At 64.7% G+C, this 23,922-nt stretch carries 23 protein-coding genes; 19 read left to right on the top strand and 4 right to left on the bottom strand.

Features of this window, described 5'->3' with window-relative positions:
* The first annotated feature begins 180 nt into the window (after positions 1-180).
* The 3 genes from ACVIIV_RS05465 to boxB all read left to right on the top strand — a co-directional run bounded on the left by ACVIIV_RS05465 (position 181) and on the right by boxB (position 4,420).
* Entirely contained in the window at positions 181-999 is an 819-nt protein-coding gene (locus ACVIIV_RS05465) for an alpha/beta fold hydrolase (protein ID WP_456743274.1), read from the top strand.
* A 131-nt stretch (positions 1,000-1,130) separates the two neighbouring features.
* Entirely contained in the window at positions 1,131-2,819 is a 1,689-nt protein-coding gene (boxC, locus tag ACVIIV_RS05460) for a 2,3-epoxybenzoyl-CoA dihydrolase (protein ID WP_456743273.1), read from the top strand.
* Between the two features lie 149 nt (positions 2,820-2,968).
* Positions 2,969-4,420, top strand: a complete 1,452-nt coding sequence (gene boxB / locus ACVIIV_RS05455) for a benzoyl-CoA 2,3-epoxidase subunit BoxB (protein WP_456743272.1) — start codon at positions 2,969-2,971, stop codon at positions 4,418-4,420.
* 174 nt (positions 4,421-4,594) lie between these two features.
* Here the strand turns inward: boxB and ACVIIV_RS05450 are convergent, their stop codons facing one another.
* Together ACVIIV_RS05450 and ACVIIV_RS05445 are read right to left on the bottom strand one after the other, a co-directional pair.
* Positions 4,595-5,404 carry an SDR family oxidoreductase gene (locus ACVIIV_RS05450; RefSeq protein WP_456743271.1) on the bottom strand — a complete coding sequence of 270 codons (810 nt, stop codon included), beginning with the start codon at positions 5,402-5,404 and terminating at the stop codon, positions 4,595-4,597.
* A 169-nt stretch (positions 5,405-5,573) separates the two neighbouring features.
* Positions 5,574-6,632 carry a polysaccharide deacetylase family protein gene (locus tag ACVIIV_RS05445; RefSeq protein ID WP_456743270.1) on the bottom strand — a complete coding sequence of 353 codons (1,059 nt, stop codon included), beginning with the start codon at positions 6,630-6,632 and terminating at the stop codon, positions 5,574-5,576.
* 164 nt (positions 6,633-6,796) lie between these two features.
* Here ACVIIV_RS05445 and ACVIIV_RS05440 point away from each other — a divergent pair, with 164 nt between their 5' ends.
* From ACVIIV_RS05440 to phoB, 13 genes are all read left to right on the top strand, one after another.
* On the top strand, positions 6,797-8,191 hold the full coding sequence (locus tag ACVIIV_RS05440) for an OmpA family protein (protein WP_456743269.1): 1,395 nt from the start codon (positions 6,797-6,799) through the stop codon (positions 8,189-8,191).
* 2 nt (positions 8,192-8,193) lie between these two features.
* Positions 8,194-8,490: a hypothetical protein gene (locus ACVIIV_RS05435; RefSeq protein WP_456743268.1), complete on the top strand. Its 297-nt coding sequence runs from the start codon at positions 8,194-8,196 to the stop codon at positions 8,488-8,490.
* Between the two features lie 101 nt (positions 8,491-8,591).
* Positions 8,592-9,182 carry a TetR family transcriptional regulator C-terminal domain-containing protein gene (locus ACVIIV_RS05430; protein ID WP_456743267.1) on the top strand — a complete coding sequence of 197 codons (591 nt, stop codon included), beginning with the start codon at positions 8,592-8,594 and terminating at the stop codon, positions 9,180-9,182.
* Positions 9,179-10,084, top strand: a complete 906-nt coding sequence (locus ACVIIV_RS05425; protein WP_456743266.1) for a haloalkane dehalogenase — start codon at positions 9,179-9,181, stop codon at positions 10,082-10,084. Before ACVIIV_RS05430 ends, ACVIIV_RS05425 begins: the two co-directional genes overlap by 4 nt.
* 11 nt (positions 10,085-10,095) lie before the next feature.
* Complete coding sequence (locus tag ACVIIV_RS05420; protein ID WP_456743265.1) at positions 10,096-10,464, top strand: GNAT family N-acetyltransferase; 369 nt, start codon at positions 10,096-10,098, stop codon at positions 10,462-10,464.
* Between the two features lie 489 nt (positions 10,465-10,953).
* Complete coding sequence (locus ACVIIV_RS05415; protein ID WP_456743264.1) at positions 10,954-12,009, top strand: lysylphosphatidylglycerol synthase domain-containing protein; 1,056 nt, start codon at positions 10,954-10,956, stop codon at positions 12,007-12,009.
* 33 nt (positions 12,010-12,042) lie between these two features.
* Entirely contained in the window at positions 12,043-13,335 is a 1,293-nt protein-coding gene (locus ACVIIV_RS05410) for an ATP-binding protein (protein WP_456743263.1), read from the top strand.
* A gap of 149 nt (positions 13,336-13,484) precedes the next feature.
* Entirely contained in the window at positions 13,485-14,498 is a 1,014-nt protein-coding gene (gene pstS / locus ACVIIV_RS05405; RefSeq protein ID WP_456743262.1) for a phosphate ABC transporter substrate-binding protein PstS, read from the top strand.
* Positions 14,499-14,656: 158 nt separating this feature from the next.
* On the top strand, positions 14,657-15,646 hold the full coding sequence (gene pstC / locus ACVIIV_RS05400; protein WP_456748669.1) for a phosphate ABC transporter permease subunit PstC: 990 nt from the start codon (positions 14,657-14,659) through the stop codon (positions 15,644-15,646).
* Position 15,647: 1 nt separating this feature from the next.
* Complete coding sequence (gene pstA / locus ACVIIV_RS05395; RefSeq protein ID WP_456743261.1) at positions 15,648-16,493, top strand: phosphate ABC transporter permease PstA; 846 nt, start codon at positions 15,648-15,650, stop codon at positions 16,491-16,493.
* A complete protein-coding gene (gene pstB / locus ACVIIV_RS05390; RefSeq protein ID WP_456743260.1) occupies positions 16,490-17,311 on the top strand; it encodes a phosphate ABC transporter ATP-binding protein PstB in 822 nt (273 codons plus the stop codon). The genes pstA and pstB overlap by 4 nt, the downstream gene beginning before the upstream one ends.
* An 11-nt stretch (positions 17,312-17,322) precedes the next feature.
* The gene (phoU, locus tag ACVIIV_RS05385) at positions 17,323-18,039 is read left to right on the top strand and encodes a phosphate signaling complex protein PhoU (protein WP_456743259.1); all 717 of its coding nucleotides are present in this window, start codon (positions 17,323-17,325) and stop codon (positions 18,037-18,039) included.
* A 14-nt stretch (positions 18,040-18,053) separates the two neighbouring features.
* A complete protein-coding gene (gene phoB / locus ACVIIV_RS05380) occupies positions 18,054-18,761 on the top strand; it encodes a phosphate regulon transcriptional regulator PhoB (protein WP_008143479.1) in 708 nt (235 codons plus the stop codon).
* 235 nt (positions 18,762-18,996) lie between these two features.
* On the opposite strand, the gene ACVIIV_RS05375 is transcribed toward phoB, so the two are convergent.
* Positions 18,997-19,509, bottom strand: a complete 513-nt coding sequence (locus tag ACVIIV_RS05375; RefSeq protein WP_024337097.1) for a GcrA family cell cycle regulator — start codon at positions 19,507-19,509, stop codon at positions 18,997-18,999.
* Between the two features lie 459 nt (positions 19,510-19,968).
* Between ACVIIV_RS05375 and ACVIIV_RS05370 the strand changes: the two genes are divergently transcribed.
* The 3 genes from ACVIIV_RS05370 (at position 19,969) to ACVIIV_RS05360 (ending at position 23,328) form a co-directional block, all read left to right on the top strand.
* Positions 19,969-21,177 carry an acetylornithine transaminase gene (locus tag ACVIIV_RS05370; RefSeq protein WP_456743258.1) on the top strand — a complete coding sequence of 403 codons (1,209 nt, stop codon included), beginning with the start codon at positions 19,969-19,971 and terminating at the stop codon, positions 21,175-21,177.
* Complete coding sequence (gene argF / locus ACVIIV_RS05365) at positions 21,177-22,112, top strand: ornithine carbamoyltransferase (protein WP_456743257.1); 936 nt, start codon at positions 21,177-21,179, stop codon at positions 22,110-22,112. Before ACVIIV_RS05370 ends, argF begins: the two co-directional genes overlap by 1 nt.
* A gap of 208 nt (positions 22,113-22,320) precedes the next feature.
* On the top strand, positions 22,321-23,328 hold the full coding sequence (locus ACVIIV_RS05360) for an Hsp33 family molecular chaperone (RefSeq protein ID WP_456743256.1): 1,008 nt from the start codon (positions 22,321-22,323) through the stop codon (positions 23,326-23,328).
* A gap of 132 nt (positions 23,329-23,460) precedes the next feature.
* On the opposite strand, the gene apaG is transcribed toward ACVIIV_RS05360, so the two are convergent.
* Positions 23,461-23,853, bottom strand: coding sequence for a Co2+/Mg2+ efflux protein ApaG (gene apaG / locus ACVIIV_RS05355; RefSeq protein WP_024337101.1), 393 nt, complete (start codon positions 23,851-23,853; stop codon positions 23,461-23,463).
* Positions 23,854-23,922 lie beyond the last annotated feature (69 nt).

The following is a 23,922-nucleotide window of genomic DNA, read 5'->3' as shown; positions in this document are numbered from 1 at the left end:
GAGGGTCGCTTCGCATGGAGCGAAGCGCAATGCGAAGCGGGGTGGGGTGATCTCTCCACACGGGCACCGCATCCGCGGAGAGACTGTCACCCCACCCCGTCTCACATCTCGCTGCGCTCGATGTGAGCCGACCCTCCCCCTCCAGGGGAGGGTGCAGACGGAGCGAACAGGAAGAAGACCATGACCAATCTCACCCCCACCGGCTTCCTCAGCATCGGCAGCGCCAGCCTCGAATACAAATGGCTCGCGCCGCTAGTCCCCGACGCCCCCACCATCGTCATGCTGCACGAAGGCCTCGGCTCCGTCGGCCTCTGGGGCGACTTCCCGGAGAAGCTCCAGCAAGCCACGGGCGCGGGCATCTTCGTCTACTCACGCGCGGGCTACGGCCAGTCCAGCCCGGTCGCGCTGCCGCGGCCGCTCGACTACATGCATCGCGAGGCGCTGGACGTGCTGCCGAAGCTGCTCGACCTGATCGGCTTCAAACGCGGCCTCCTGCTCGGCCATTCCGACGGTGCCTCGATCGCAACCATCTATGCCGGGGCGCATCAGGATCATCGCCTGAGCGGCCTCGTGCTGATCGCGCCGCATTTCATCGTCGAGGACATCTCGATCAAATCCATCGCCACGATCAAGACGACGTTCGAGACCACGGACCTCAAGACAAAGCTGGCGCGCTGGCACAAGGATGTCGACAACGCCTTCTACGGCTGGAACGGCGCCTGGCTCGACCCAACATTCCGCGATTGGGACATCTCGGAATACCTCGCCTACATCCGCGTCCCCATCATGGTCGTGCAAGGCATGGATGACCAATATGGCACCCCGCGCCAGGTCGAGATCGCGCAGGAGGAGTGCTACTGCCCGGTCGATCTGACGCTCATTTCAGGCGCGGGCCATTCCCCGCATCGTGAGGCACCGGCGGCGACGCTCGATGTCATCGAGCAATTCGCAAGGGCGGCCCTGCGCGATGATCAGGGCCTGCAAGGACGCGCCGCATGATCGCGGCAAAATGGCTGTCATGAAACAAAGTGCATGCTGCGGCCGTCAAGGGCTAGACGCGCTCCAAAAGATGCATTATTGTGCATCTAACGCTCAAGCCTAAAACGCAAAATCAAGCTTAGGGATGACCCATGGCCGGGGAAGATCGGCGCCTCGCAGGCGGCGCGACATTCATCGATTTCCAGACCGAACCGTCCCGCTACAAGCACTGGAAGCTCGCGGTCGACGGCGATGTCGCGACGCTGACCATGGACGTCGATGAGAACGGCGGCCTGTTCGAAGGCTACCTCCTCAAGCTCAACTCTTACGATCTCGGCGTCGACATCGAACTGGCCGACGCAATCCAGCGCCTGCGCTTCGAGCATCCCGAGGTGAAGGTCGTGGTGCTGCGCTCGGCCAAGAACCGCGTGTTCTGCGCCGGCGCGAACATCCGCATGCTCGCGGGCTCCACCCATGCCCACAAAGTGAACTTCTGCAAGTTCACCAACGAGACCCGCAACGGCATGGAAGACTCATCGGAGAATTCCGGCCAGCGCTTCATCACGGTGGTGAACGGCTCCGCCGCCGGCGGCGGCTATGAGCTGGCGCTCGCGACCGATCACATCATCCTCGCCGATGACGGCTCGTCCGCGGTGGCACTGCCTGAGGTGCCGCTGCTCGCGGTCCTGCCGGGCACCGGTGGGCTCACGCGCGTCGTCGACAAGCGCAAGGTGCGCCGCGACCACGCCGATGTCTTCTGCACCATCGAGGAAGGCGTGAAGGGCAAGCGCGCGGTGCAATGGCGCCTCGTCGACGAGATCGCGCCGAATTCCAAGCTCGAGGCCAAGATCGCCGAGCGCGCCAGGGAATTCGCGGCCGCCTCGAGGCGCAAGGGCAGCGGCAAGGGCATCCCGCTGACGCCGCTCAAGCGCCTGATCGACGAGACCAGCATCCGTTACGGCTTCGTCACCGTCGACATCGATCGCACTGCCCGCATCGCCACGATCTCGATCAAGGCGCCGGAGACGGCGCCGCCCGCCGACATCGACGGCATGATGGCGCAAGGAGCGTCGTTCTGGCCGCTCCAGGTTGCGCGCGAGCTCGATGACGCGATCCTGCATCTGCGCATCAACGAGCTCGAGATCGCGATGCTGGTGTTCAAGAGCCACGGCGACCGGGCCCATGTGCTCGCTTGCGATGCCTTCCTCGAAGCCAACAAGGCGCACTGGCTGGTCAACGAAATCCGCCACTACTGGAAGCGTGTGCTGAAGCGCATCGACGTCACTTCGCGCACGCTGGTGACGCTGGTCGAGCCCGGCTCCTGCTTTGCCGGCACGCTCGCCGAGCTCGTTTTCGCCGCCGACCGCTCCTACATGCTGATCGGCACGCGCCAGGGCGACAACCGCCCGCCGCCGTCGATCGAGCTCTCGGCGATGAATTTCGGCCCGTATCCGATGAGCCATGGCCTGACGCGGCTGGAAGCGCGCTTCCAGGCCGATCCGTCCGATGTGGAGCGCGCCGAGGCGACCCTTGGCACCGCGTTCGACGCCGAGCAGGCGGAAGAGCTCGGCCTCGTCACCTTCGCGCTCGACGACATCGATTGGGACGACGAGGTTCGTGTGTTTCTGGAGGAGCGCGCCAGCTTCTCGCCCGACAGCCTCACCGGCATGGAAGCCAGCCTGCGCTTTGTCGGCCCCGAGACCATGGAATCAAAGATCTTCGCCCGCCTCACCGCCTGGCAGAACTGGATCTTCCAGCGCCCGAACGCCGTCGGCGAGGAAGGCGCGCTGCGCCGCTACGGCAGCGGCCAGAAGCCGAAATTCGATATGACGCGGGTGTAACGACATTCGTGTCCCGGGCGCGGCGCAGCACGAAGTGATGCGCCGCAGAACCGGGACCCAGAGGAACCAGACAATAGGTCCCGCCTCAGCAGTGCAGCACTTCGCGCCGCACTGCGTCCGGGACACGAGACCGATCAAGGAGCACGGCCATGAACATGAACATCATGAACGTCGACTACTCGACCAAGATTCCCAACAACGTCAACCTCGCCGAAGACCGCCAGGTGCTCAAAGCGCTGGAAGGCTGGCATCCCGGTTACATGGATTGGTGGAGCGACATGGGGCCGGAAGGTTTCCAGGAATCGCTGGTCTATCTGCGCACCGCTTACTCCGTCGATCCACGCGGCTGGGCCAAGTTCGACTATGTCCGCATGCCCGAATATCGCTGGGGCATCCTGCTGGCGCCGCAGGAGGAAAATCGCGTCGTGCCTTTCGGCGAGCACTATGGCGAGCCGGCCTGGCAGGAAGTCCCGGGCGAGCATCGCGCCATGCTGCGCCGCCTGATCGTGATCCAGGGTGACACCGAGCCGGCCTCGGTCGAGCAGCAGCGGCATCTCGGCAAGACCGCGCCCTCGCTTTACGACATGCGCAATCTGTTCCAGGTCAATGTCGAGGAAGGCCGCCATCTCTGGGCAATGGTCTACCTGCTCCAGAAATATTTTGGCCGCGACGGACGTGAAGAAGCCGATGATTTGCTGCGCCGCCGCTCCGGCGATGCCGATGCGCCGCGCATGCTCGGCGCCTTCAACGAGGCGACGCCGGACTGGCTGTCCTTCTTCATGTTCACCTATTTCACCGACCGCGACGGCAAGATGCAGCTGCACAGCCTTGCGCAGTCGGGCTTCGACCCGCTGTCGCGCACCTGCCGCTTCATGCTGACGGAAGAAGCGCATCACATGTTCGTCGGGGAGACCGGCATCACCCGCGTCGTGCAGCGCACCTGCGATGCGATGAAGCAAGCCGGCATCACCGATCCCACCGATATCGCGAAGGTGCGCGCGCTCGGCGTCATTGATCTTCCGACCATCCAGAAGAAGCTGAACCTGCACTATACGCTGTCGCTCGACCTGTTCGGCTCGGAGGTCTCGACCAACGCGGCCAACGCCTTCAACGCCGGCATCAAGGGCCGCTATCACGAGACCCAGATCGAGGACGATCACCAGCTCAAGAGCTCCACCTATCCGGTGCTCAAGCTGATCAACGGCGAGGTCAAGCTGGTCGACGAGCCGGCGCTGACCGCGCTCAACATGCGCCTGCGCGACGATTACAGCCAGGATTGCGTCAAGGGCATGCTGCGCTGGAACAAGGTGATCTCGACCGCCGGCTACGACTTCAAGCTGACGCTGCCCAACGTCGCCTTCCATCGCCACATCGGCGAGTTCAAGGACGTGCACGCGACGCCCGACGGCATCCTGATCGACGATGCGACCTGGGCGAAGCGACGGGACGAATGGCTGCCCTCGGCGAGCGACGGCGACTTCATCACGTCCTTGATGCAGCCCGTCACCGAGATCGGCCAGTTCGCCTCCTGGATCTCGCCGCCCAAGGTCGGCATCGACAACAAGCCGGGCGATTTCGAGTACGTGAAGATCGAGTCATAACGGCTTTTCTTAACCTCTCCCCGCCTGCGGGGAGAGGTCGGATCGCATCGAAGATGCGATCCGGGTGAGGGGGTACAGGTGCGGCGGCTATCTCTCCCGTGGAGAGAGGCCCCTCACCCCAACCCTCTCCCCGCAAAGAGCGGGGCGAGGGAGCGGACCGTCTCTGCCTCTCCCTCAGCTATCCCACCCGCTCCCCTTGATCCCCGGGTTCGCATAGACGATCCCGCCATCGACGGCGATGGTCGCGCCGACCACGTAGTCGCCCGCGCGCGAGGCGAGATAGATCGCGGCACCCGCCATGTCCTCGTCGGTGCCGATGCGGCCGGCGGGCACGCGGGTTGCGACCTCGTCGCCGTGGTCGCGCGCGGCGCGGTTCATGTCGGACTGGAACGGGCCCGGCGCGATCGCCGTGACCACGACATGGTCGGAGATCAGCTTCACCGCCATGCGTCGGGTTAGATGGATCAGGCCAGCCTTGCTCGCGGCATAGGAATAGGTCTCCATCGGATTGACGAAGATGCCGTCGATCGACGCGATGTTGATCACCTTCGCCGGCCGTTCCGCGCTTGCTGCCGCGCGCAAGGGACCGGCCAGCACCTTGGTCAGGAAGAACGGCGCCTTGACGTTGAGGTTCATCACCTTGTCCCAGCCGCTTTCCGGGAATTCGTCGAACTCCGCGCCCCAGGCCGCGCCCGCATTGTTGACGAGGATGTCGAGCTTGGGCTCGCGCTTTTTGAGCTCGCTGGCCAGCAGTTCGGCGCCGGCCAGTGTCGAGATGTCGATCGGCAGCGCGATGCATTCGCCGTCATATTGCGCGGTGAGCTCCTTGGCGGTGGCCTCGCACGGTCCGGCCTTGCGCGCGGTGATGTAGACCTTTGCCGCGCCGGCGCTGAGAAATCCCGCCGCGATCATCTTGCCGATGCCGCGCGAACCGCCGGTCACCAGCGCGACACGGCCTTTGAGCGAGAATAGATCGTTGAACATGGTACCTCCCTTGGTTGGCGCTGGTTGTGAGCGGGGCAGGGGGGGGGAGTCAAGGAAGGCGGAGCCAACTCCGCCCTCATCCTGAGAAGCGCGTCAGCGCGTCTCGAAGGATGCGGGCGGGCGCTCCTTCGGAGCGCTCCTCAGGATGAGGTCCGAGCGTGTGGATGGATCAGGCCGCCGCGATGCGGCGAAAACCGTTCCACATCGCGGTCGCGGCGCCCGAGGTCAGCACCGGCAGGATCCGCGTGTCCTGGTAGTTGCCATTGAGCGAGACGCGGGGCAGCGCGGTCATGTGGCCGGCATTCTCCGCGAACAGCATGCCGGGCCGTGTCGTCACTGCGGTCTTGAAGCCGGCGGATGCCGCAAGGGTGAATTCGCGCTCGCCGGCGGCGTCGCGGTCGCCATAGGGATAAGCGAGATGCAACACGGGGCGCTCCAGCGCCTGCTCGATCCGCGCGCGGCTCACGGCCATCTCGTGCGCGGCGATGTCTTCCGCCTGCTTGGCGAGGTTGCAATGGCTGACGCTATGCGCTCCGATCGTGACCAGCGGATCGGCGGCAAATGTCTTCACTTCGGCCCAGGACAGGCACAGGCTGCGGCACAGCGCTTCCATGTCGACGTCGTATGTCGTGCACAGCGCCTCGATCTCGCGCGCCAGGTCGTGCTCGCCCGGCAGCGCGCGCAGCCAGTCGTGCAGGCGGTTGAACGCCGCCTGCTTCGCCGCGGTCGTCGTCGCATCGAGCCGCAGCGCGGAATTGCCGATTCTGACGTCGATCTGCTCGGCTTTGGCGATCACGGCCTCCAGCGCTGTCCACCACAATCGTCCGGTGCCCTCGGCAAAATCGCTTGCGACATAGACCGCCAGCGGCGCGTCAAACTCGCGCAGCACCGGCAATGCGTAGTCCAGATTGTCGCGATAACCGTCATCGAGGGTGAAGGCGGCGAAGCGGCGGTCGAACCGGCCCTGCACCAGCCGCTCATGCAGCTCGTCCATGCTGACGATGTCGATGTCGCGCGAGCGCAAATGGTGCAGCGTCGCACGCAGGAATTCGGGGGTGACTTCGAGATGCCGGTTCGGCTGGAACGCGGCCTCGCGGGCCGGCCGCACGTGGTGCAGCATGAAAATGGCGCCGACACCCGACAAAAGCGGGCGCAACAGGTGGTGCGCCCCGCTGAAATAGAGTGCTCCCAGCCCGGCGCGGATGACGTTGTTACGCAGTTGTTTCATGACCGGCTGGGGGACTCTGGCATTCCGCTTTCAACTTACGGAAGAACCCTTGAAGAAAAAGTTATTCCGATTGTCCGACCCGGGCCTTCGGAATGGCACCATTTCCGGTTTGACAGCCCGCCAAGGGTTTGTTTTGTCTCCGTTTCCAGAGTTCGGGTCGTCGAATGCAGAAGCTTTTCAGGTGGGCCAGCAAATGGTGGCCGGGGCTGATCCCCTTGGCCGTCATGTGGGGATTTGCGGCCTGGAATAATACCTTACCGGTCGAGGCCGATCTGTCGGCCCGCAGCTCTGCTGCGCTGAAGGATACCGTCCTGGACAAGACCCGGATTGCGGTCGATGGCCGCGACGTCAGCTTGGCCGCGGACGCCTTCTCCGAGGAGGGGCGCCGCGACGCAGTGATGGCGGTCGAGACCGTCCCTGGCGTGCGGCTGGTCGACGACCGGACGCGCCTTGTTCCTGAGGCCAAGCCTTTCGTCTGGAACGCCGAGCGCGACGTGGTGCGGGTGACGCTGTCAGGCTCCGCGCCCCTGCCATCGATGAAGGCCCGGCTGACCGAGGCCGCCCGCAAGGAGGTCGGCGGCGTCGAGGTGGCCGACCAGATGGGGCTGGCGCGCGGCGCGCCGCCTCGGTTCGAGGCAGCCGCGATGCTGTTGCTGGATCAGATCGGCAAGCTCAAGGACGGCAAGATCACGATAACGGACACCAAGGTCAACCTGTCGGGCATGGCGCGCGAGCTCGGCGGCCGTGAGGCGATTGCGGCCGCGCTGAAGAACCTGCCGGAGGGTTTTTCGATTGCCGCCAACGAGATCAAGGCGCCGCCCTATATCTTCCAGGCCTACAAGGATCCGGTGGCGGCGACGGTGACGCTGACCGGCTACGTTCCCGACAACAACGTCCACGCCGCGATCGCCACCAGCGCCTCGCGAAAGTTCTTCACCGAAAAGGTCGTCGACAATCTCAAGGCCAGCATCGGCGCGCCCGGCTCCTTCAGCACGGCGGTCGTCGCCGCGCTCGGCGCGCTGTCGCGGCTGTCGACCGGCACGCTCGTCGTCTCCGATCGCGAGGTGAAGCTGTCGGGCGATGCGCTCTACGAGGGCGCCGCCAACGACATCCGCGCAGGCCTCGGCAGGGACTTCCCGAAGAACTGGCAGTACAAGCCGGAGATCACGGTGAAGCCCGCGGCAGGCCCGGTCGACGGCACCGTGTGCCAGCAATTGTTCTCGGAGCTCCTGACCAAGGGCAAGATCCGTTTCGCGACCAAGCGCGCGGACATCGATCCTGACTCGGCCGGCATCCTCGATCGTCTCATCGAGACGGCGCTGCGCTGCCCCACCGCCAATATCGAGGTCGCCGGGCATACCGACGCCGACGGCGAGGACTCCTTCAATCAGGCTCTCTCGGAAAAGCGCGCCCAGGCGGTGATCGACTATCTGGTCAGGGCGGGCCTGCCCGCCAACCGCTTCACCGCGGTCGGCCATGGCAGCACGCAGCCCGTCGCCGGCAACGACACCGATGAAGGCAAGGCGCAGAACCGCCGCATCGAATTTCTGGTGAGGTGACGATGCCCTATCTCGTCTCGTTCCATCTGGGCTGGCTGATCGGCTCGCTGCTGCTGGGCTTCTGCATGGGCTGGATCTCGGTGGTCCAGCGCGGCAACGGCACTTCGAAGGTGACCGCGCGCTGGCTCGCAGTGCTTGCCGCCGCTCTGGTCGCGGCCTCCCTCGCCCATGTGGTCCCCGGCCGCTTCGGCTACTGGCTCGACCTCGGCCTGATCATGTTCGCCTGCTACCTCGTCGGCTGCACCATCGGCGCCTGGCTGCGCGACCGCGTGGTGTCGCGCAGCATGCGGGCAGGCTGAAGCCGCGGCCGAGCCCCCCTCCCTCCGGCCCTCCGAGAGGTCATGAAGCGTCGGGGAAAGGCTGTGCTTGACAATAATACGTACGTGCGTATTATATGGTCATGCCCAAGCCTTCGCTCAAAGACGCCATCCTCGACGCCGGCCTGAAGGTTATGTTCCGGACTGGCTATCACGGTACCAGCGTGCGCGATGTCACCGCCGCGGCGCGCGCCCCGCAGGGGTCCTTCACCAATCATTTTCGCTCGAAGGAAGCGTTCGTTTCGGAGGTGCTCGATCGCTATTTCGAGATCACGAAGGGATTGGTCGCGGAGGCGCTTGAAGACGCCTCGCTGACGCCGCGGGCGCGGCTCAAACGCTATCTCGACATCATCACCGGCCGGCTCGAAGCCGACGGCTACGGACGCGGTTGCCTCATCGGCGATCTCAGTCTGGAAGCGGCCGGCAGCAGCGAGCTGCTGCGCAGCCGCCTTGCCGAGATTTTTGCCGAGTGGCGCATGCCCTTCGCGGCCTGCATCCGCGAGGCGCAGGAAAGCGGCGAGATCGATTCCGAATTCGAGCCCGAGGAGCTTGCCGATTTCCTGCTCGCGTCCTGGCAGGGCGCGATCCTGCGCATGAAGGTCGACCGCACGCCCAACGCGCTCGAGCGATTCAAGACCATCGCATTCAAGACTGTCTTCAAGGAGCCGACATGAGCCAGCAAGCCGAGATCCAGATCCGCAGCGCCTCCGTGCTGGGAAGCACGATGGCCTATCGCGAGACGGGCGCCAAGGATGCGCCGGTCGCGCTCTTTCTTCACGGCAATCCGACGTCGTCCCATATCTGGCGAAACATCCTGCCGCTGGTGGCGCCGGTGGCGCATTGCATCGCGCCCGATCTCATTGGCTTCGGCCGGTCCGGCAAACCCGATATCGCCTATCGCTTCTTCGACCATGTCCGCTATCTCGACGCGTTGATCGACGAGCTCGGCATCAATTCGGCCTATCTCGTCGCGCAGGATTGGGGCACGGCCCTCGCATTTCATCTCGCGGCGCGCCGGCCCGCCTTGGTGCGCGGCCTCGCCTTCATGGAGTTCATCCGGCCGATGCCGACCTGGCAGGACTTTCATCAGGTCGAAGCTGCGCGCGAAACTTTCCGAAAATTCAGGACGCAAGGCGAGGGAGAGGCCATGATCCTGGAGGCGAACGCCTTCGTCGAACGCGTGCTGCCCGGTGGCATCATGCGCACCTTGAGCGAAGACGAGATGGCTCCTTATCGCGAGCCATTTCCGACGCCGGACAGCCGCCGGCCCGTTCTTGCATTCCCGCGTGAACTGCCGATCGCGGGCGAGCCTGCCGATGTCTATCAGGCGCTGCAATCGGCTCATGCGTCGCTCAAAGCGTCCGCCTATCCGAAGCTGCTGTTCGCGGGCGAGCCGGGAGCCGTCGTCGCTCCCGAATTTGCCGAGACCTTTGCGGCCTCGCTGCAGCGCTGCGCGCTCGTCCGCCTCGGGCCCGGTCGGCACTACCTCCAGGAGGATCATCCCGATGCGATCGGCCGATCGGTCGGCGGCTGGATCGCCGGAATCGAAGCGGTGCGTCCACAGCTTGCGGCCTGAAGGAGGACGAGATGTCGATTGTCTGGTCCGACGATCTCGCCGGCATCGACTGGCATGAGCTGTCCGAGCTCTATCGCATTGCCCCGCTCGGCACCAAGGCGCCGGCCGATCTCGCGCTGGTATTCGGCAACAGCATGTTTCGGGCCTTCGCCAGGGAAAATGGCCGCATCGTGGGTGCAGGGCGCGTGCTGGCCGACGGCCGCGACTGCGCCTATCTCTGTGATGTCGCAGTGCACCCGGACCATCAGGGGCGGGGTCTCGGCCGCGACATGATCGAGCGTCTGCTTGCGCGTTGCCGCGGCCATCGCAAGATCATCCTTTATGCCGTGCCGGGCAAGGAAGGCTTTTACGAACGCCTGGGCTGGGCTTCAGGCGGATGACCACGGCCATGGCGATCTTCGAGGATCAAGCCGGCGCGTATGGCCGCGGCTATTTGACCGCGCCTTGAGTGCGGTCTGGGGCCCGCGACCTTCCGGGCGCATCGGACAACCCTCTGCCACGCCTGGATTGCCCTCTTTCAACAGGCGGTGGCGGTCCATAGATTGACGTCGGCTTAAGGCGGGAAGGAACATTGTGCGGCCGAAATCATCAAAACTTCATGGCCCCCTGCGCAGGATCGCCATGGAGATTCGCGCCAGGCCTTGCCGCCGAAAGCGCCAAACCGTGCCCCGGGAGCCGTAACCCTGCCTAAAATATTGAAGGCACGTGTTTTTGTTCGAATTGGCGAATTCCACTTCGCCCGAAAACGCGCTAGTGGAGGGGCAGGGGGCATGCGCGATGCTGGCGTTGGCAGCCAGGGTTCGTTGAATGCCTGCGCGTTCGCCTGTCCGCCGGCCACCCTGGCCGATGAAGCGTTGTTCGAGGTCTAGATGCTGGAAGCCATACGCAGGGCGACGTCGTTTCTGCGCCAGAAGCAAATCCTGCATAAGCTTGGAGTTGTGATCAGCATCGCGGTCATCGGCATCGCTTGCTATGTGCTCTACCACATGCTGCGAGGTATCGATTTCAACGAGGTTCTCGAAGCGATCAAGAGCACCGAGCCGAGCCAGATTGCGATGGCGGCGCTGTTCGTGGCCGCGGGCTATTTCACGCTGACCTTCTACGACCTGTTCGCCACGCGCGCGATCGGCCATGCCCATGTGCCCTATCGCATCAACGCGCTCGCGGCCTTCACCAGCTATTCGATCGGCCACAATGTCGGCGCCTCCGTCTTCACCGGCGGGGCGGTGCGCTATCGCATCTATTCGGCCTATGGGCTGAACGCGATCGACGTCGCAAAAATCTGCTTCCTCGCCGGCCTGACCTTCTGGCTCGGCAATGCCGCCGTGCTCGGCCTCGGCATCTCCTACCACCCGGAGGCCGCGGCCTCGATCGACCAGCTGCCGCCCTGGCTGAACCGGGTGCTGGCGCTGATGATCATCGTGGCGCTGGTCGGCTATGTGGTCTGGGTCTGGACCCAGCCGCGGGTGGTCGGTCGCGGACCCTGGACCGTGGTGCTGCCGGGCGGCCCGCTGACACTGCTCCAGATCGCGATCGGCATCGTCGATCTCGGTTTCTGCGCGCTGGCGATGTATGTGCTGGTCCCGGACGAGCCCAATCTCGGCTTCGTCGTGGTCGCGGTGATCTTCGTCTCGGCGACCCTGCTCGGCTTCGCCAGCCATTCGCCCGGGGGCCTCGGCGTGTTCGACGCCGCCATGCTGGTCGGCCTCTGGCAGATGGACCGCGAGGAGCTTCTCGGCGGCATGCTGCTGTTCCGCGTCCTCTATTATCTGTCTCCCTTCGTCTTATCTGTAATCTTGCTGACGTTTCGCGAAGTTATCATCGGCGCACGTTCGAAGCGCCTGCAGCAGGCGGCGCTCAAGCTCGACCCCGGCCCGGCGCGTGAAGCCGCCTATGCGAGAGAGCGCAGCGACGGCGGCGCCTGACCGGCGCAAGCCCCTCAAGGAGAAGCCGCCCCTATGGCGATCGACGCCCCATCTTCTCCCTCCGCTCAGCCCTGGTCCGACCGGCTGCGGCACTCGACCATCATCCTTATCGCCGCAGCGCTGGCGCTGTCCGTCGTGGTCTCGCTCGGCGAATTGTCGGCGCTGCACGCCGCAATCGTGTTCCTCTGTATCGCGGCGGCTGCTTTGATCCCGTGGCGGCTGCACGATCCCGCCGCCTCCCGCGACGACGTCAGGCGCATCAACCCGGTCGAGAGCGCGGCGGTGGCCGCGGTGGTCGCCGGCATGCCGGATCCGGCCGTGCTGCTCGACCGCGCCGGCCGCGTCATCCACCTCAACGCCGCGGCCGCCCAGCTCGCGCCGGCGCTGCGCAGGAACGAGCTCGCCCAATTCGCGCTACGCTCGCCGGAGATCATCACGGCGCTGCGCGAGGCGATCGCGACCACTGAGCCGCGGCGCGCGACCTATCTCGACCATGTTCCGGTCGATCGCTGGATGGAGCTCATGATCACGCCGGTGCCGGTGCCGACCAGCTTCGGCGGCGCCGACAAATGCATGCTGATGACCTTCCACGACCAGACGCCGCTGCGCCGGGTCGAGGAGATGCGCGCCGACTTCGTCGCCAATGCCAGCCACGAGCTGCGCACGCCGCTGGCCGCGCTGTCGGGTTTCATCGACACGCTCCAGGGCCAGGCCAAGGACGATCCCAAGGCACGCGAGCGCTTCCTCGGCATCATGCACAACCAGGCCACCCGCATGGCGCGCCTGATCGACGATCTCTTGTCGCTGTCGCGGGTCGAGCTGTCGGCCCATGTCCGGCCCGACACCCTGGTCGATCTCGTGCCGATCATCCGCCAGGTCGCCGACGGACTTGAGCCGCTGGCGCGCGAGCGCCAGGTCGAGGTGGAAATCCATCTGCCGGAGCCGCCGGTGATGATCGCGGGGGATCGGGAGGAGCTGCTCCGCCTGTTCGAGAACCTGATCGAGAACGCGCTCAAATATGGCGCCTCGGGCGGACGCGTCATCGTGTCGCTGACCTCGAGCGCATCCACTGACGGAACTCAGGAAATCCGGGTCATGGTCCGCGATTTCGGCCCCGGCATCGCGCCCGAGCACCTGCCGCGGCTGACCGAGCGCTTCTATCGGGTCGATGTTGGCGACAGCCGCTCCCAAGGCGGGACCGGGCTCGGATTATCGCTGGTGAAACATATTCTTAACCGCCATCGCGGCCGGCTTCTGATCGAAAGCGTGCCCAGGCAGGGCGCCACTTTCACAGCCTGTTTTCCCCAGGGTAGGACATCGGCGTGACCTGAAACTCTTGCGATTTCAATCGCTTGAGGGTGTCATCCAGCTGTCACGAAACCTTCGTAAAAGCACAGCCGACCGCTCCTAAAGGGGCGGCACGGGGAGCGCGATCGGGCGCGGATGGCGCTTCGCTCCCCTGTATGGAGACCAGCATGAATTTCCTCAAAACTATCGTCGCTGCTGGCTTGGTCGCCGCATCGACGACGGCAGCCTTTGCGGCCGACATCACGGGTGCCGGCGCGACGTTCCCGTTCCCGATCTATTCGAAGTGGGCTGACGCCTACAAAAAGGAGACCGGCAACGGTCTGAACTACCAGTCGATCGGCTCCGGCGGCGGCATCAAGCAGATCCAGGCCAAGACCGTGACGTTCGGCGCCAGCGACGCGCCGCTCAAGGCCGAGCAGCTCGAGAAGGATGGCCTCGTCCAGTGGCCGATGGTCATGGGCGCCATCGTCCCCGTCGTCAACATCGAGGGCGTGAAGCCCGGCGAAATGGTGTTCGACGGCGAGACCCTCGCCAACGTCTATCTCGGCAAGATCACCAAGTGGGACGATGCCGCGATCAAGAAGCTCAATCCGAACGTGAAGCTGCCGTCGGAGGCGATCACCGTGGTCCGCCGTTCGGACGGTTCGGGCACCACCTTCAACTTCACCAACTATCTCTCCAAGGCCAGCGCGGATTGGAAGAGCAAGGTCGGCGAGGGCACCGCGGTCGAGTGGCCGGTTGGCGTTGGCGCCAAGGGCAATGAAGGCGTATCCGGCAACATCAGCCAGACCAAGAACTCGATCGGCTATGTCGAGTACGCCTATGCCAAGCAGAACAAGCTGACCTACACCGGCCTCGTCAACAAGGCCGGCAAGCCGGTGCAGCCGACTGTGGAAGCCTTCCAGGCGGCCGCCTCCAACGCCGACTGGGCCAAGGCGCCCGGCTACTACGTCATCCTGACCGACCAGCCCGGCGAGAAGTCCTGGCCGATCACGGCGGCGACCTTCATCCTCATGCACAAGGACGCCACCGACAAGGTGGCCTCGCAGGAAGCCATCAAGTTCTTCCGCTGGGCCTTCAAGAGCGGCGGCAAGGCGGCCGAAGAACTCGACTACATCCCGATGCCGGCCAGCGTCGTGACTCTGATCGAGAAGACCTGGGCTGCGGACATCAAGAGCTAAGCAAACTCTCGTGTCCCGGACGCGGTGCGGCATGAAATGCCGCTCCGCAGAGCCGGGACCCACAAACGCCAGGCCCCGGATAGGCTAGCGCCGTATCCGGGGCGCGAGAACAAAAACAAGCGTATATCAAACGGGCACAGGGGATCGGCGTGGCAGAGATGGCCGTTCAGAGCGATGTAATCGACGACGCCGGACCGTATGACCGCGCCAAGGCCTTGAGCGCGTTCAAGCTCGGCGATGTCACCTTTTACTGGATCACGCGGCTTTCCGCTATCTCGGTGCTGCTGATCCTCGGCGGCATCATCATCTCGCTGATGGTCGGTGCGTTCCCGGCGATGAAGGAATACGGCATCTCCTTCCTGTGGACGCAGCGCTGGGCGCCCTCGGCCGATCCGCCGGTGCTCGGCGCGCTCGGGCCGATGTACGGAACGCTCGTCACCTCCTTCATCGCGATGCTGATTGCCATTCCCGTCGGTCTCGGCATTGCAATCTTCCTCACCGAGCTCTGCCCGCAATGGCTGCGCCGCCCGATCGGCATGGCGGTCGAGCTGCTCGCCGGCATTCCCTCGATCATCTACGGCATGTGGGGCTTCTTCGTGTTGGGCCCGTTCCTGGCCAACACCTTCCAACCCTTCATGATCAAGGTCTTCGACGGCGTCCCTGTGCTGGGCGCGATCTTTGCCGGGCCCCCCTCCTATCTCAGCCTGTTCAACGCTGCGCTGATCCTCGCCATCATGGTGCTGCCCTTCATCACCTCGATCTCGGTCGACGTGTTCAAGACGGTGCCGCCGGTCTTGAAGGAAGCCGCCTACGGCGTCGGCTGCACCACCTGGGAAGTCGTTCGCAGCGTGGTGATCCCCTACACACGCGTCGGCATCATCGGCGGCGTCATGCTGGCGCTGGGCCGCGCCCTCGGCGAGACCATGGCGGTGACCTTCATCATCGGCAACTCGTTCCGCATCTCCTCGTCGATCTTCGCCCCAGGCACCACGATCTCGGCGGCGATCGCATCGGAGTTCGCCGAGAGCGACGGCCTGCACCAGTCCGGTCTGATCCTGCTCGGTTTGCTGCTGTTCGTGTTGACGTTCTTCGTGCTCGCAGCTGCGCGGCTGATGCTGATGCGCCTGGAACAGAAGGCGGGGAAGTGACATGAACCCGATTTACGCACGCCGCCGCCGCGGAGACATCATCATCCGCGGGCTCTGCATCGCCGCTGCCGCCTTCGGCGTCACCTGGCTAGCGCTGATCCTAATCACGCTGCTCTACAACGGCCTGGCCGGGCTCAACCTCCAGGTCTTCACTGCTGACACGCCGCCGCCCGGATCGACCGAGGGCGGCCTGCGCAACGCCATCGTCGGCTCGCTGATCATGACCGTGCTCGGCGTCGGCATCGGCGCGCCGCTCGGCCTGTTCGCCGGCACCTATCTCGCCGAGTACGGCCGCAACGACAGGCTGACCTCGGTGATCCGTTTCATCAACGACATTCTCTTGTCGGCGCCCTCGATCATCATCGGCCTGTTCATCTACGGCGCGGTGGTGGTGCCGATGCGAGGCTTCTCGGCGATCGCAGGCGCGCTGGCGCTCGCCGTCATCGTGATCCCGGTCGTGGTGCGCACCACGGAAGACATGCTGCTGCTGGTGCCGAATCCGCTGCGCGAAGCCGCCAGTGCGCTCGGCCTGCCGCGCTCGCTGGTGATCAAGCGGATCGCCTATCGCGCCGCGCGCTCCGGCCTCATCACCGGCGTGCTGCTCGCAACTGCCCGCGTCGCCGGGGAGACTGCGCCGCTGCTGTTCACCGCGCTCTCGAACCAGTTCTTCAGCCTGGGTCTGGACAAGACGATGGCCAACTTGCCCGTGACCATCAACAATTTCGTGCAGAGCCCCTACGCCTACTGGAAGCAGCTCGCCTGGAGCGGCGCGCTGCTGATCACCCTGACCGTGCTTGCCCTGAACATTGGCGCGCGCATCATTGGCGCCGAGAGGACTGCAAAATGAGTGAAATGTCTATTTCCGTCAGCGCGCCGACCGTTCATCCCGGCTCGCAGCCGCTGCCCGAGGCGCCCGCTAAGGTCACCGCGCGCAACCTGAATTTTTACTACGGTGAGCACCACGCGCTGAAGAACATCAATCTGGCGCTCGGTACCAATCGCGTCACGGCCTTCATCGGCCCGTCCGGTTGCGGCAAGTCGACCCTGCTGCGCATTTTCAACAGGATGTACGATCTCTATCCTGGCCAGCGCGCCACCGGCCAGCTGCTGCTCGACCACACCAACATTCTCGACGCCAAGCTGGACCTCAACCTGCTGCGGGCGCGGGTCGGCATGGTGTTCCAGAAGCCGACGCCGTTCCCGATGACGATCTATGAGAACATCGCCTTCGGCATTCGTCTGTATGAGAAGATCTCGAAGTCGGAGATGGACGACCGCGTCGAGAAGGCGCTACGCGGCGGCGCGCTGTGGAACGAGGTCAAGGACAAGCTCAATGCCTCCGGCCTGTCGCTTTCCGGCGGCCAGCAGCAACGCCTCTGCATCGCGCGGACCGTCGCGGTGCGGCCCGAGGTGATCCTGTTCGACGAGCCCTGCTCGGCGCTCGATCCGATCTCGACTGCCAAGGTCGAGGAGCTGATCCAGGAGCTGTCCGAGAACTACACGATCGCGATCGTCACGCACAACATGCAGCAGGCGGCGCGCGTCTCCGACAAGACCGCCTTCATGTATCTCGGCGAGCTAATCGAGTTCGATGACACCAGCAAGATCTTCACGTCGCCGAGCGACCGGCGCACGCAGGATTACATCACCGGCCGGTTCGGCTGAGGAGACGGAACATGGGTTCTGAACATACCGCAAAGGCCTTCGACACCGACCTCCAGGAGCTCACCCGCCTGGTCGCCGAGATGGGCGGCATAGCCGAGCGCATGATCGTCGATTCCGTCGACGCGCTGATCCGCCGCGACGTCGCGCTCGGCCAGCGCGTCGTCGCCACCGACGCCGAGCTCGACGCGCTGCAGAAGCGCATCGAGGAGCGCGCCGTGCTCACCATCGCCCGCCGCCAGCCGATGGCAGTCGACCTGCGCGAGATCGTCGGCGCCATGCGCGTTGCGACCGATCTCGAGCGCATCGGCGACCTCGCCAAGAACATGGGCAAGCGCGTCGCGGCGCTGGAGACGGACTTTCATCCGCTCAAGCTGTTCCGCGGCCTGGAACACATGACCGACCTCGTGCAGCAGCAGGTCAAGTCGGTGCTGGACGCCTATGCAGCGCACGATCTGCCGGCGGCGATGACGGTGTGGAAGGGCGACGAGGAAGTCGATGCTATCTGCACCTCGCTGTTCCGCGAGCTCCTCACCTATATGATGGAGGATCCGCGCAACATCTCGTTCTGCATCCACCTGATGTTCTGTGCCAAGAACATCGAGCGGATCGGCGACCACGCCACCAACATCGCCGAGACCGTGTTCTACATGATCGAGGGCCAGGCGATCACCGACAAGCGGCCGAAGGGCGACATGACGACCTTCGCCACGACGGTGCCGAATACCTAAGGAGCGACGACAACATGGGCGCACGCATTATGGTGGTTGAGGACGAGGAGGCTCTCACCGAGCTTCTCCGCTACAACCTCGAAGGCGACGGCTATGACGTCGAGACGGTGATGCGCGGCGACGACGCCGACACCCGCCTCAAGGAGCACATTCCCGATCTGATCGTGCTCGACTGGATGCTGCCGGGCCTGTCGGGCATCGAGCTGTGCCGGCGGCTTCGTACCCGCCCCGAAACCAAGCAGCTGCCGATCATCATGCTTACCGCGCGCGGCGAGGAGAGCGAGCGGGTGCGGGGACTTGCGACCGGCGCCGATGATTACATCGTCAAGCCGTTCTCGGTGCCGGAGCTGCTTGCGCGCGTGAAGGGCCTGCTCAGGCGCGCCAGCCCCGAGCGGCTCGCCACCGTGCTCGCCTATGGCGATATCGAGCTCGATCGCGACAAGCGCCGCGTGGCGCGCTCGGGCCGGCCAATCGATCTCGGCCCGACCGAATATCGTCTACTGGAGTTCTTCCTGGAGCATCCGGGCCGCGTGTTCTCGCGCGAGCAGCTGCTCGACAGCGTCTGGGGCCGCGACATCTACATCGACGAGCGCACCGTCGACGTCCATATCGGCCGCCTCCGCAAGCTGCTCAATCTCGGCCGCGAGCAGGATCCGATCCGCACCGTCCGCGGCGCCGGCTATGCGCTGGACGATCGCTTCGCGAAGGCCGAGCAGACGTAAGGGGTTTGGGAAGCCTTAGCGACACACTCAGTGTCGTCCCGGACAAGCGCAATCCGGGACCCATAACCACAGAACGTGAATGCTGCGCGGTAAAGATAACTCCGAGTCCGTAACCACATCTCGCGGTGGCTATGGGTCCCGGATCTGCGCGCGCTTTTGGCGCGCTTGTCCGGGACGACATCGGATGTGTTGAGCCGTCATCGTGTGACGACTGCCATCAGCTAGATCAACAAACTCACCGCGTGCCCGGCTTCGCCGGCGCGCGACGGCGATCCGCTGCGGGCTGATAGGCCACGCGCGAATGCTGGGCGCAGTAGGGCAGGCCGGACAGCGCCTTGCCGCCGCAGAAGAAGAAATCCGGGCTCGATGGATCGCCGACCGGCCAGTGGCAGGTCGCCTCGTTCAATTCCAGCAGCGACAGCCGCTGGCTCATCGGCACCACGTTGTCGTAGGTAACAGGCTCGGCCTCCACCTCGACCTCGAAGGCCTGCGCCAGCGCGGTGTTGCCGCGCGCGACCGGGCGGGTCACCCGCATCATGTGCTGCGCGGGCCGCGCCTTGCGCGGCCGGGGCGCTGCCGATGAAGGGCTCTTGGCGCGGCCGGACAGGCCGAGCCGGTGCACCTTGCCGATCACGGCATTGCGGGTCACATTGCCGAGCTCCGCCGCGATCTGGCTGGCCGAAAGTCCGGCCTCCCAGAGCTTTTTCAGCTGCTCGACGCGATCATCGGACCAGGTCAAAACCGTCATTGCACCCTTTCCCTCGCTGCGCGCCTGCCATCCTGGGGCCTTCGCAGCGAATGCCTAAAGCCTTGAAAAACCCGTGCCGCCCGAATCCCTTAAGGCTCGCCGGGCGCGCTCAAGACGCCCGAACGTTTACGCCGGTACATGAGGACTCTTGGGATCAGAACCGCTGCACGAGATGTCGTATCTGACAGGCTAAACGCTACAATATGGCGTGACTCCCGCGCAAGAGTCCGCCGACTCGCTTCCACATGTTCCGTGGTGAAAACCCCGCAAAATCGGCACCGCAAGACTACGGATTGAGCGTTTCGCGAGGCTTTCCGGGCGGCATTGACACCCGTCTTGCCAAGCATAAGATAGTCTTACGTGCCGCCCTTAAAAGGCGGCACGTTTCGTTTTCCGGGCCGGTCGATGGTGCGTTGCGCAATGCACGCGTCACACCGTCCGCAACATTCAAGTGACGTCATGACCAAGAGCGCCGCGCCGCATTTGCTCCCCGTTTTCGCCAGGGCCGACCTCGGTTTCGAGCGCGGCGAAGGCTGCTGGCTGATCGCGGCCAATGGCGATCGCTATCTCGATTTCACCTCGGGCGTGGCGGTGAATGCGCTCGGCCACGTTCATCCCGCGCTGGTCAAGGCGTTGCAGGAGCAGGCGACGAAGCTGTGGCACATGTCGAACCTGTTCCAGAGCCCGGACGGCGAGAAGCTCGCAAGCCGTCTCTGCAACGAGAGCTTTGCGGATTTCGTGTTCTTCTGCAATTCCGGCGCAGAGGCGCTGGAAGGCGTGATCAAGCTGGTGCGCCACCATCACTTCTCCAAGGGACACCCGGAGCGCTACCGCATCATCACCTTCGAGGGCGCCTTCCACGGCCGGACACTGGCGACGCTCGCCGCCACCGGATCTGCAAAATATCTCGAGGGCTTCGGTCCGCCGATGGACGGGTTCGACCAGGTGCCACATGGCGATCTGGAAGCCGTGAAGAAGGCGATCGGCCCGCACACCGCCGGCATCCTGATCGAGCCGATCCAGGGCGAGGGTGGCGTTCGTTCTGCGCTTCCCGGCTTCCTGAAGGCGCTGCGCGAGCTCTGCAACGAGCACGGCCTATTGCTCGCGTTCGATGAGGTGCAGACCGGCATGGGCCGCACCGGCGATCTCTTCGCTTATAGGCGCACCGGCGTCACACCTGACGTGATGTCGCTCGCCAAGGCGCTCGGCGGCGGCTTCCCGATCGGCGCGGTGCTCGCGACTGCGGACGCGGCCGCTGGCATGGGGCCCGGCTCGCACGGCTCGACCTTCGGCGGCAATCCGCTCGCGATCTCGGCTGCGAACGCCGTGCTCGACGTCATGCTCAAGCCCGGCTTCTTCGACCACGTGCAGAAGATGTCGCTGCTGCTCAAGCAGAAGCTTGCCTCCGTGATCGACCGTCATCCCGATATCGTCAGCGAGGTGCGCGGCGAGGGCCTCCTGATCGGTATCAAAGCCGTGGTGGCCTCGGGCGATCTCGTCGCGGCGCTGCGCGCCGAAAAACTGCTCACCGTCGGGGCCGGTGACAATGTCGTGCGCTTCCTGCCGCCGTTGATCGTCACCGAAGCGGAGATCGAGGACAGCGTCGGGCGGCTCGAACGCGCCTGCACTGCGATCTCGTCCAGCCACACCAAGCGGGCGGCAAGCTGATGAGCAAGACGCCCAACAAAGCTCCAAAGCACTTTTTGGACATCAACGAGCTGCCGCTGTCGGAGCTCAAGAGCATGCTCGCCGCCTCTTCCGCCATGAAGGCAAAGCAGAAGGCGCATCAGCCGGTCAGGCCGCTCGAAGGCAAGACGCTAGCGATGATCTTCGAGCGTCCCTCGACCCGCACCCGCGTGTCGTTCGACGTCGGCATGCGCCAACTCGGCGGCGAGGCGATCATGCTCACCGGCGCCGAGATGCAGCTCGGCCGTGGCGAGACCATCGCCGATACTGCGCGCGTGCTGTCGCGCTATGTCGACGCCATCATGATCCGCATCCTCAATCACGATGCGTTGCTGGAGCTTGCGGCCAACGCCACCGTGCCTGTCATCAACGGCCTGACGCGACGCTCGCATCCCTGCCAGGTGATGGCCGACCTCATGACCTATGAGGAGCACCGCGGCCCGATCGAGGGCAAGACGGTGGCCTGGACCGGCGACGACAACAACGTGCTGGCGTCGTGGGCGCATGCCGCCGAGCGCTTCAAGTTCCAGCTCAACGTCGCAACGCCTCCAGAGCTCGCGCCGAAAAAGGCCATGCGCGACTGGATCAAGACGTCAGGCGCGCCTATCGTGCTCGGCACCGATCCGGAAGCCGCCGTGCGCGGCGCCGATTGCGTCGTCACCGATACCTGGGTGTCGATGGGCGACAAGGAGGGTGAGCACCGCCACAACGTGCTCAAGCCCTACCAAGTCAATGCCAAGCTGATGTCGCTGGCCAAGCCCGGCGCGCTGTTCATGCACTGCCTGCCCGCCCATCGCGGCGAGGAGGTCACGGATGAAGTGATCGACGGCCCGCAATCGGTCGTGTTCGACGAGGCCGAAAACCGTCTGCACGCGCAGAAAGGCATTCTGGCCTGGTGTTTTGACGCGGTGAAATAACGCGGCGCGTCTGTTGGCGCTCTTGTCGCCCCACACGCCGATGTCGTCCGGGAACGAGCCTCACACACAGGTGTCGTCCCGGACAAGCTCCGCTTCGCTGCGCTTGTCCGGGACGACATCGAATTTGAGGTGGCTTCGTACAGCTCCACGCGCATTCCGGAACACACACCCCTTCCATTCCCCGCCCTTCGACCCCAGATAACGCCCCATGGTTTCTCAATCTCCTGACATGAAAACCGGGCCAGAAGGCCCGGTTCGCGCACCATCAGCGGTTCCGATCGACGACGCCGTGCTGCCTTATGAGGTCGACGCGCTCGACGTGCGCGGGCGCCTGATGCGGCTTGGTCCGGCGCTGGACGACATTCTCACCAAGCACGATTATCCGGCGCCGGTCGGCAAGCTGCTTGGCGAGGCCATCGTGCTGGCGACGCTGCTCGGCTCGGCGCTGAAATTCGAGGGCCGCTTCATTCTTCAGGCCCAGACCGACGGCCCGGTGTCGTTCCTGGTGGTCGATTACAAGGCGCCGGATGGTCTGCGCGCCTATGCCCGCTTTGATGCCTCGCGCTTGGGCACGGCGAAGGATTCCGGCACGCTGCTCGGCCGCGGTCATCTCGCCATGACAATCGACCAGGGCCCGGACATGAGCCGCTACCAGGGCTTGGTCGCGCTCGACGGTGGCAGCCTGGAAGACGCCGCCCACGAATATTTCCTGCGCTCCGAGCAGATCCCGACCAAGGTGCGCCTCGCGGTCGGCGAGGAGTGGCGCTCAAGCGACGGCGGCAAGCATCGCTGGCGCGCCGGCGGCATGCTGATGCAGTTTCTGCCCAAGGCGCCGGAGCGCGCTCGGCGGGCCGATCTGCATCCCGGCGATGCGCCCGAGGGCACCGAGGTGCACAGCATCGCCGAAGATGACGCCTGGGTCGAGGCGCGCTCGCTGATCGAAACCGTCGAAGACGTCGAACTGATCGATCCCGAGCTCTCGGGCGAGCGGCTGCTGTTCCGCCTCTTCCACGAGCGCGGCGTGCGCGTGTTCAACCCGCAGGTTATCGAGGCGCAGTGCTCCTGCTCGCGCGATGCGGTCGCCTCGATGCTCAAGAGCTTCTCGCCCGACGACCGCGTCGCGATGGTCAAGGACGACAAGGTCGTCGTCACCTGCGAGTTCTGCTCATCGGTGTACCAGTTCACGCCACACGAGGCGGGCGCGGAGAACGCGTAGGTTCTGCATTCTCCGTCATTGCGAACGGAGCGAAGCAATCCAGCCTCTTTCCGCAGAGGGACTCTGGATTGCTTCGCTCCGCTCGCAATGACGATGTTGATGCAGCTGCGTGCCACACCCTACGGCACCGCCCTAATTCAACACCCGCTTGTTGTCCGGGCTGTCGAGCGAGAATGTCGGCACGTCGATCTCGAAGCGTTCGCCGGTTTCGCTGACCATCTGATAGCGGCCGGTCATGAAGCCTGAGGCGGTCGAGAGCGGCACACCTGAGGTGTATTCGAAGCGCTCGCCGGGGGCCAGGATCGGCTGCTCGCCGACCACACCCTCGCCCTTCACCTCCTGCTGGCGGCCGGAGGCATCGGTGATGATCCAGTGCCGCGTCTTGAGCTGCACGGTCTCTTCGCCCGAATTGGTGATGACGATGGTGTAGGACCAGAAATAGCGCGAGCGGTCGGCCGACGACTGCTCCGGAACAAAATTCGGCTCGACGGTCACTTCGATCTGGCGGGTCACGGCGCGGTACATGGCTGCCATCATAGCGAAATCTGCCCCGGGAACCAAACGCCGCGGACGGCTTGGGCGACATCGTCCCGC

It is taken from the genome of Bradyrhizobium sp. USDA 4354 (genome assembly GCF_054060315.1).
This window is presented reverse-complemented; position numbering and strand designations above follow the sequence as displayed.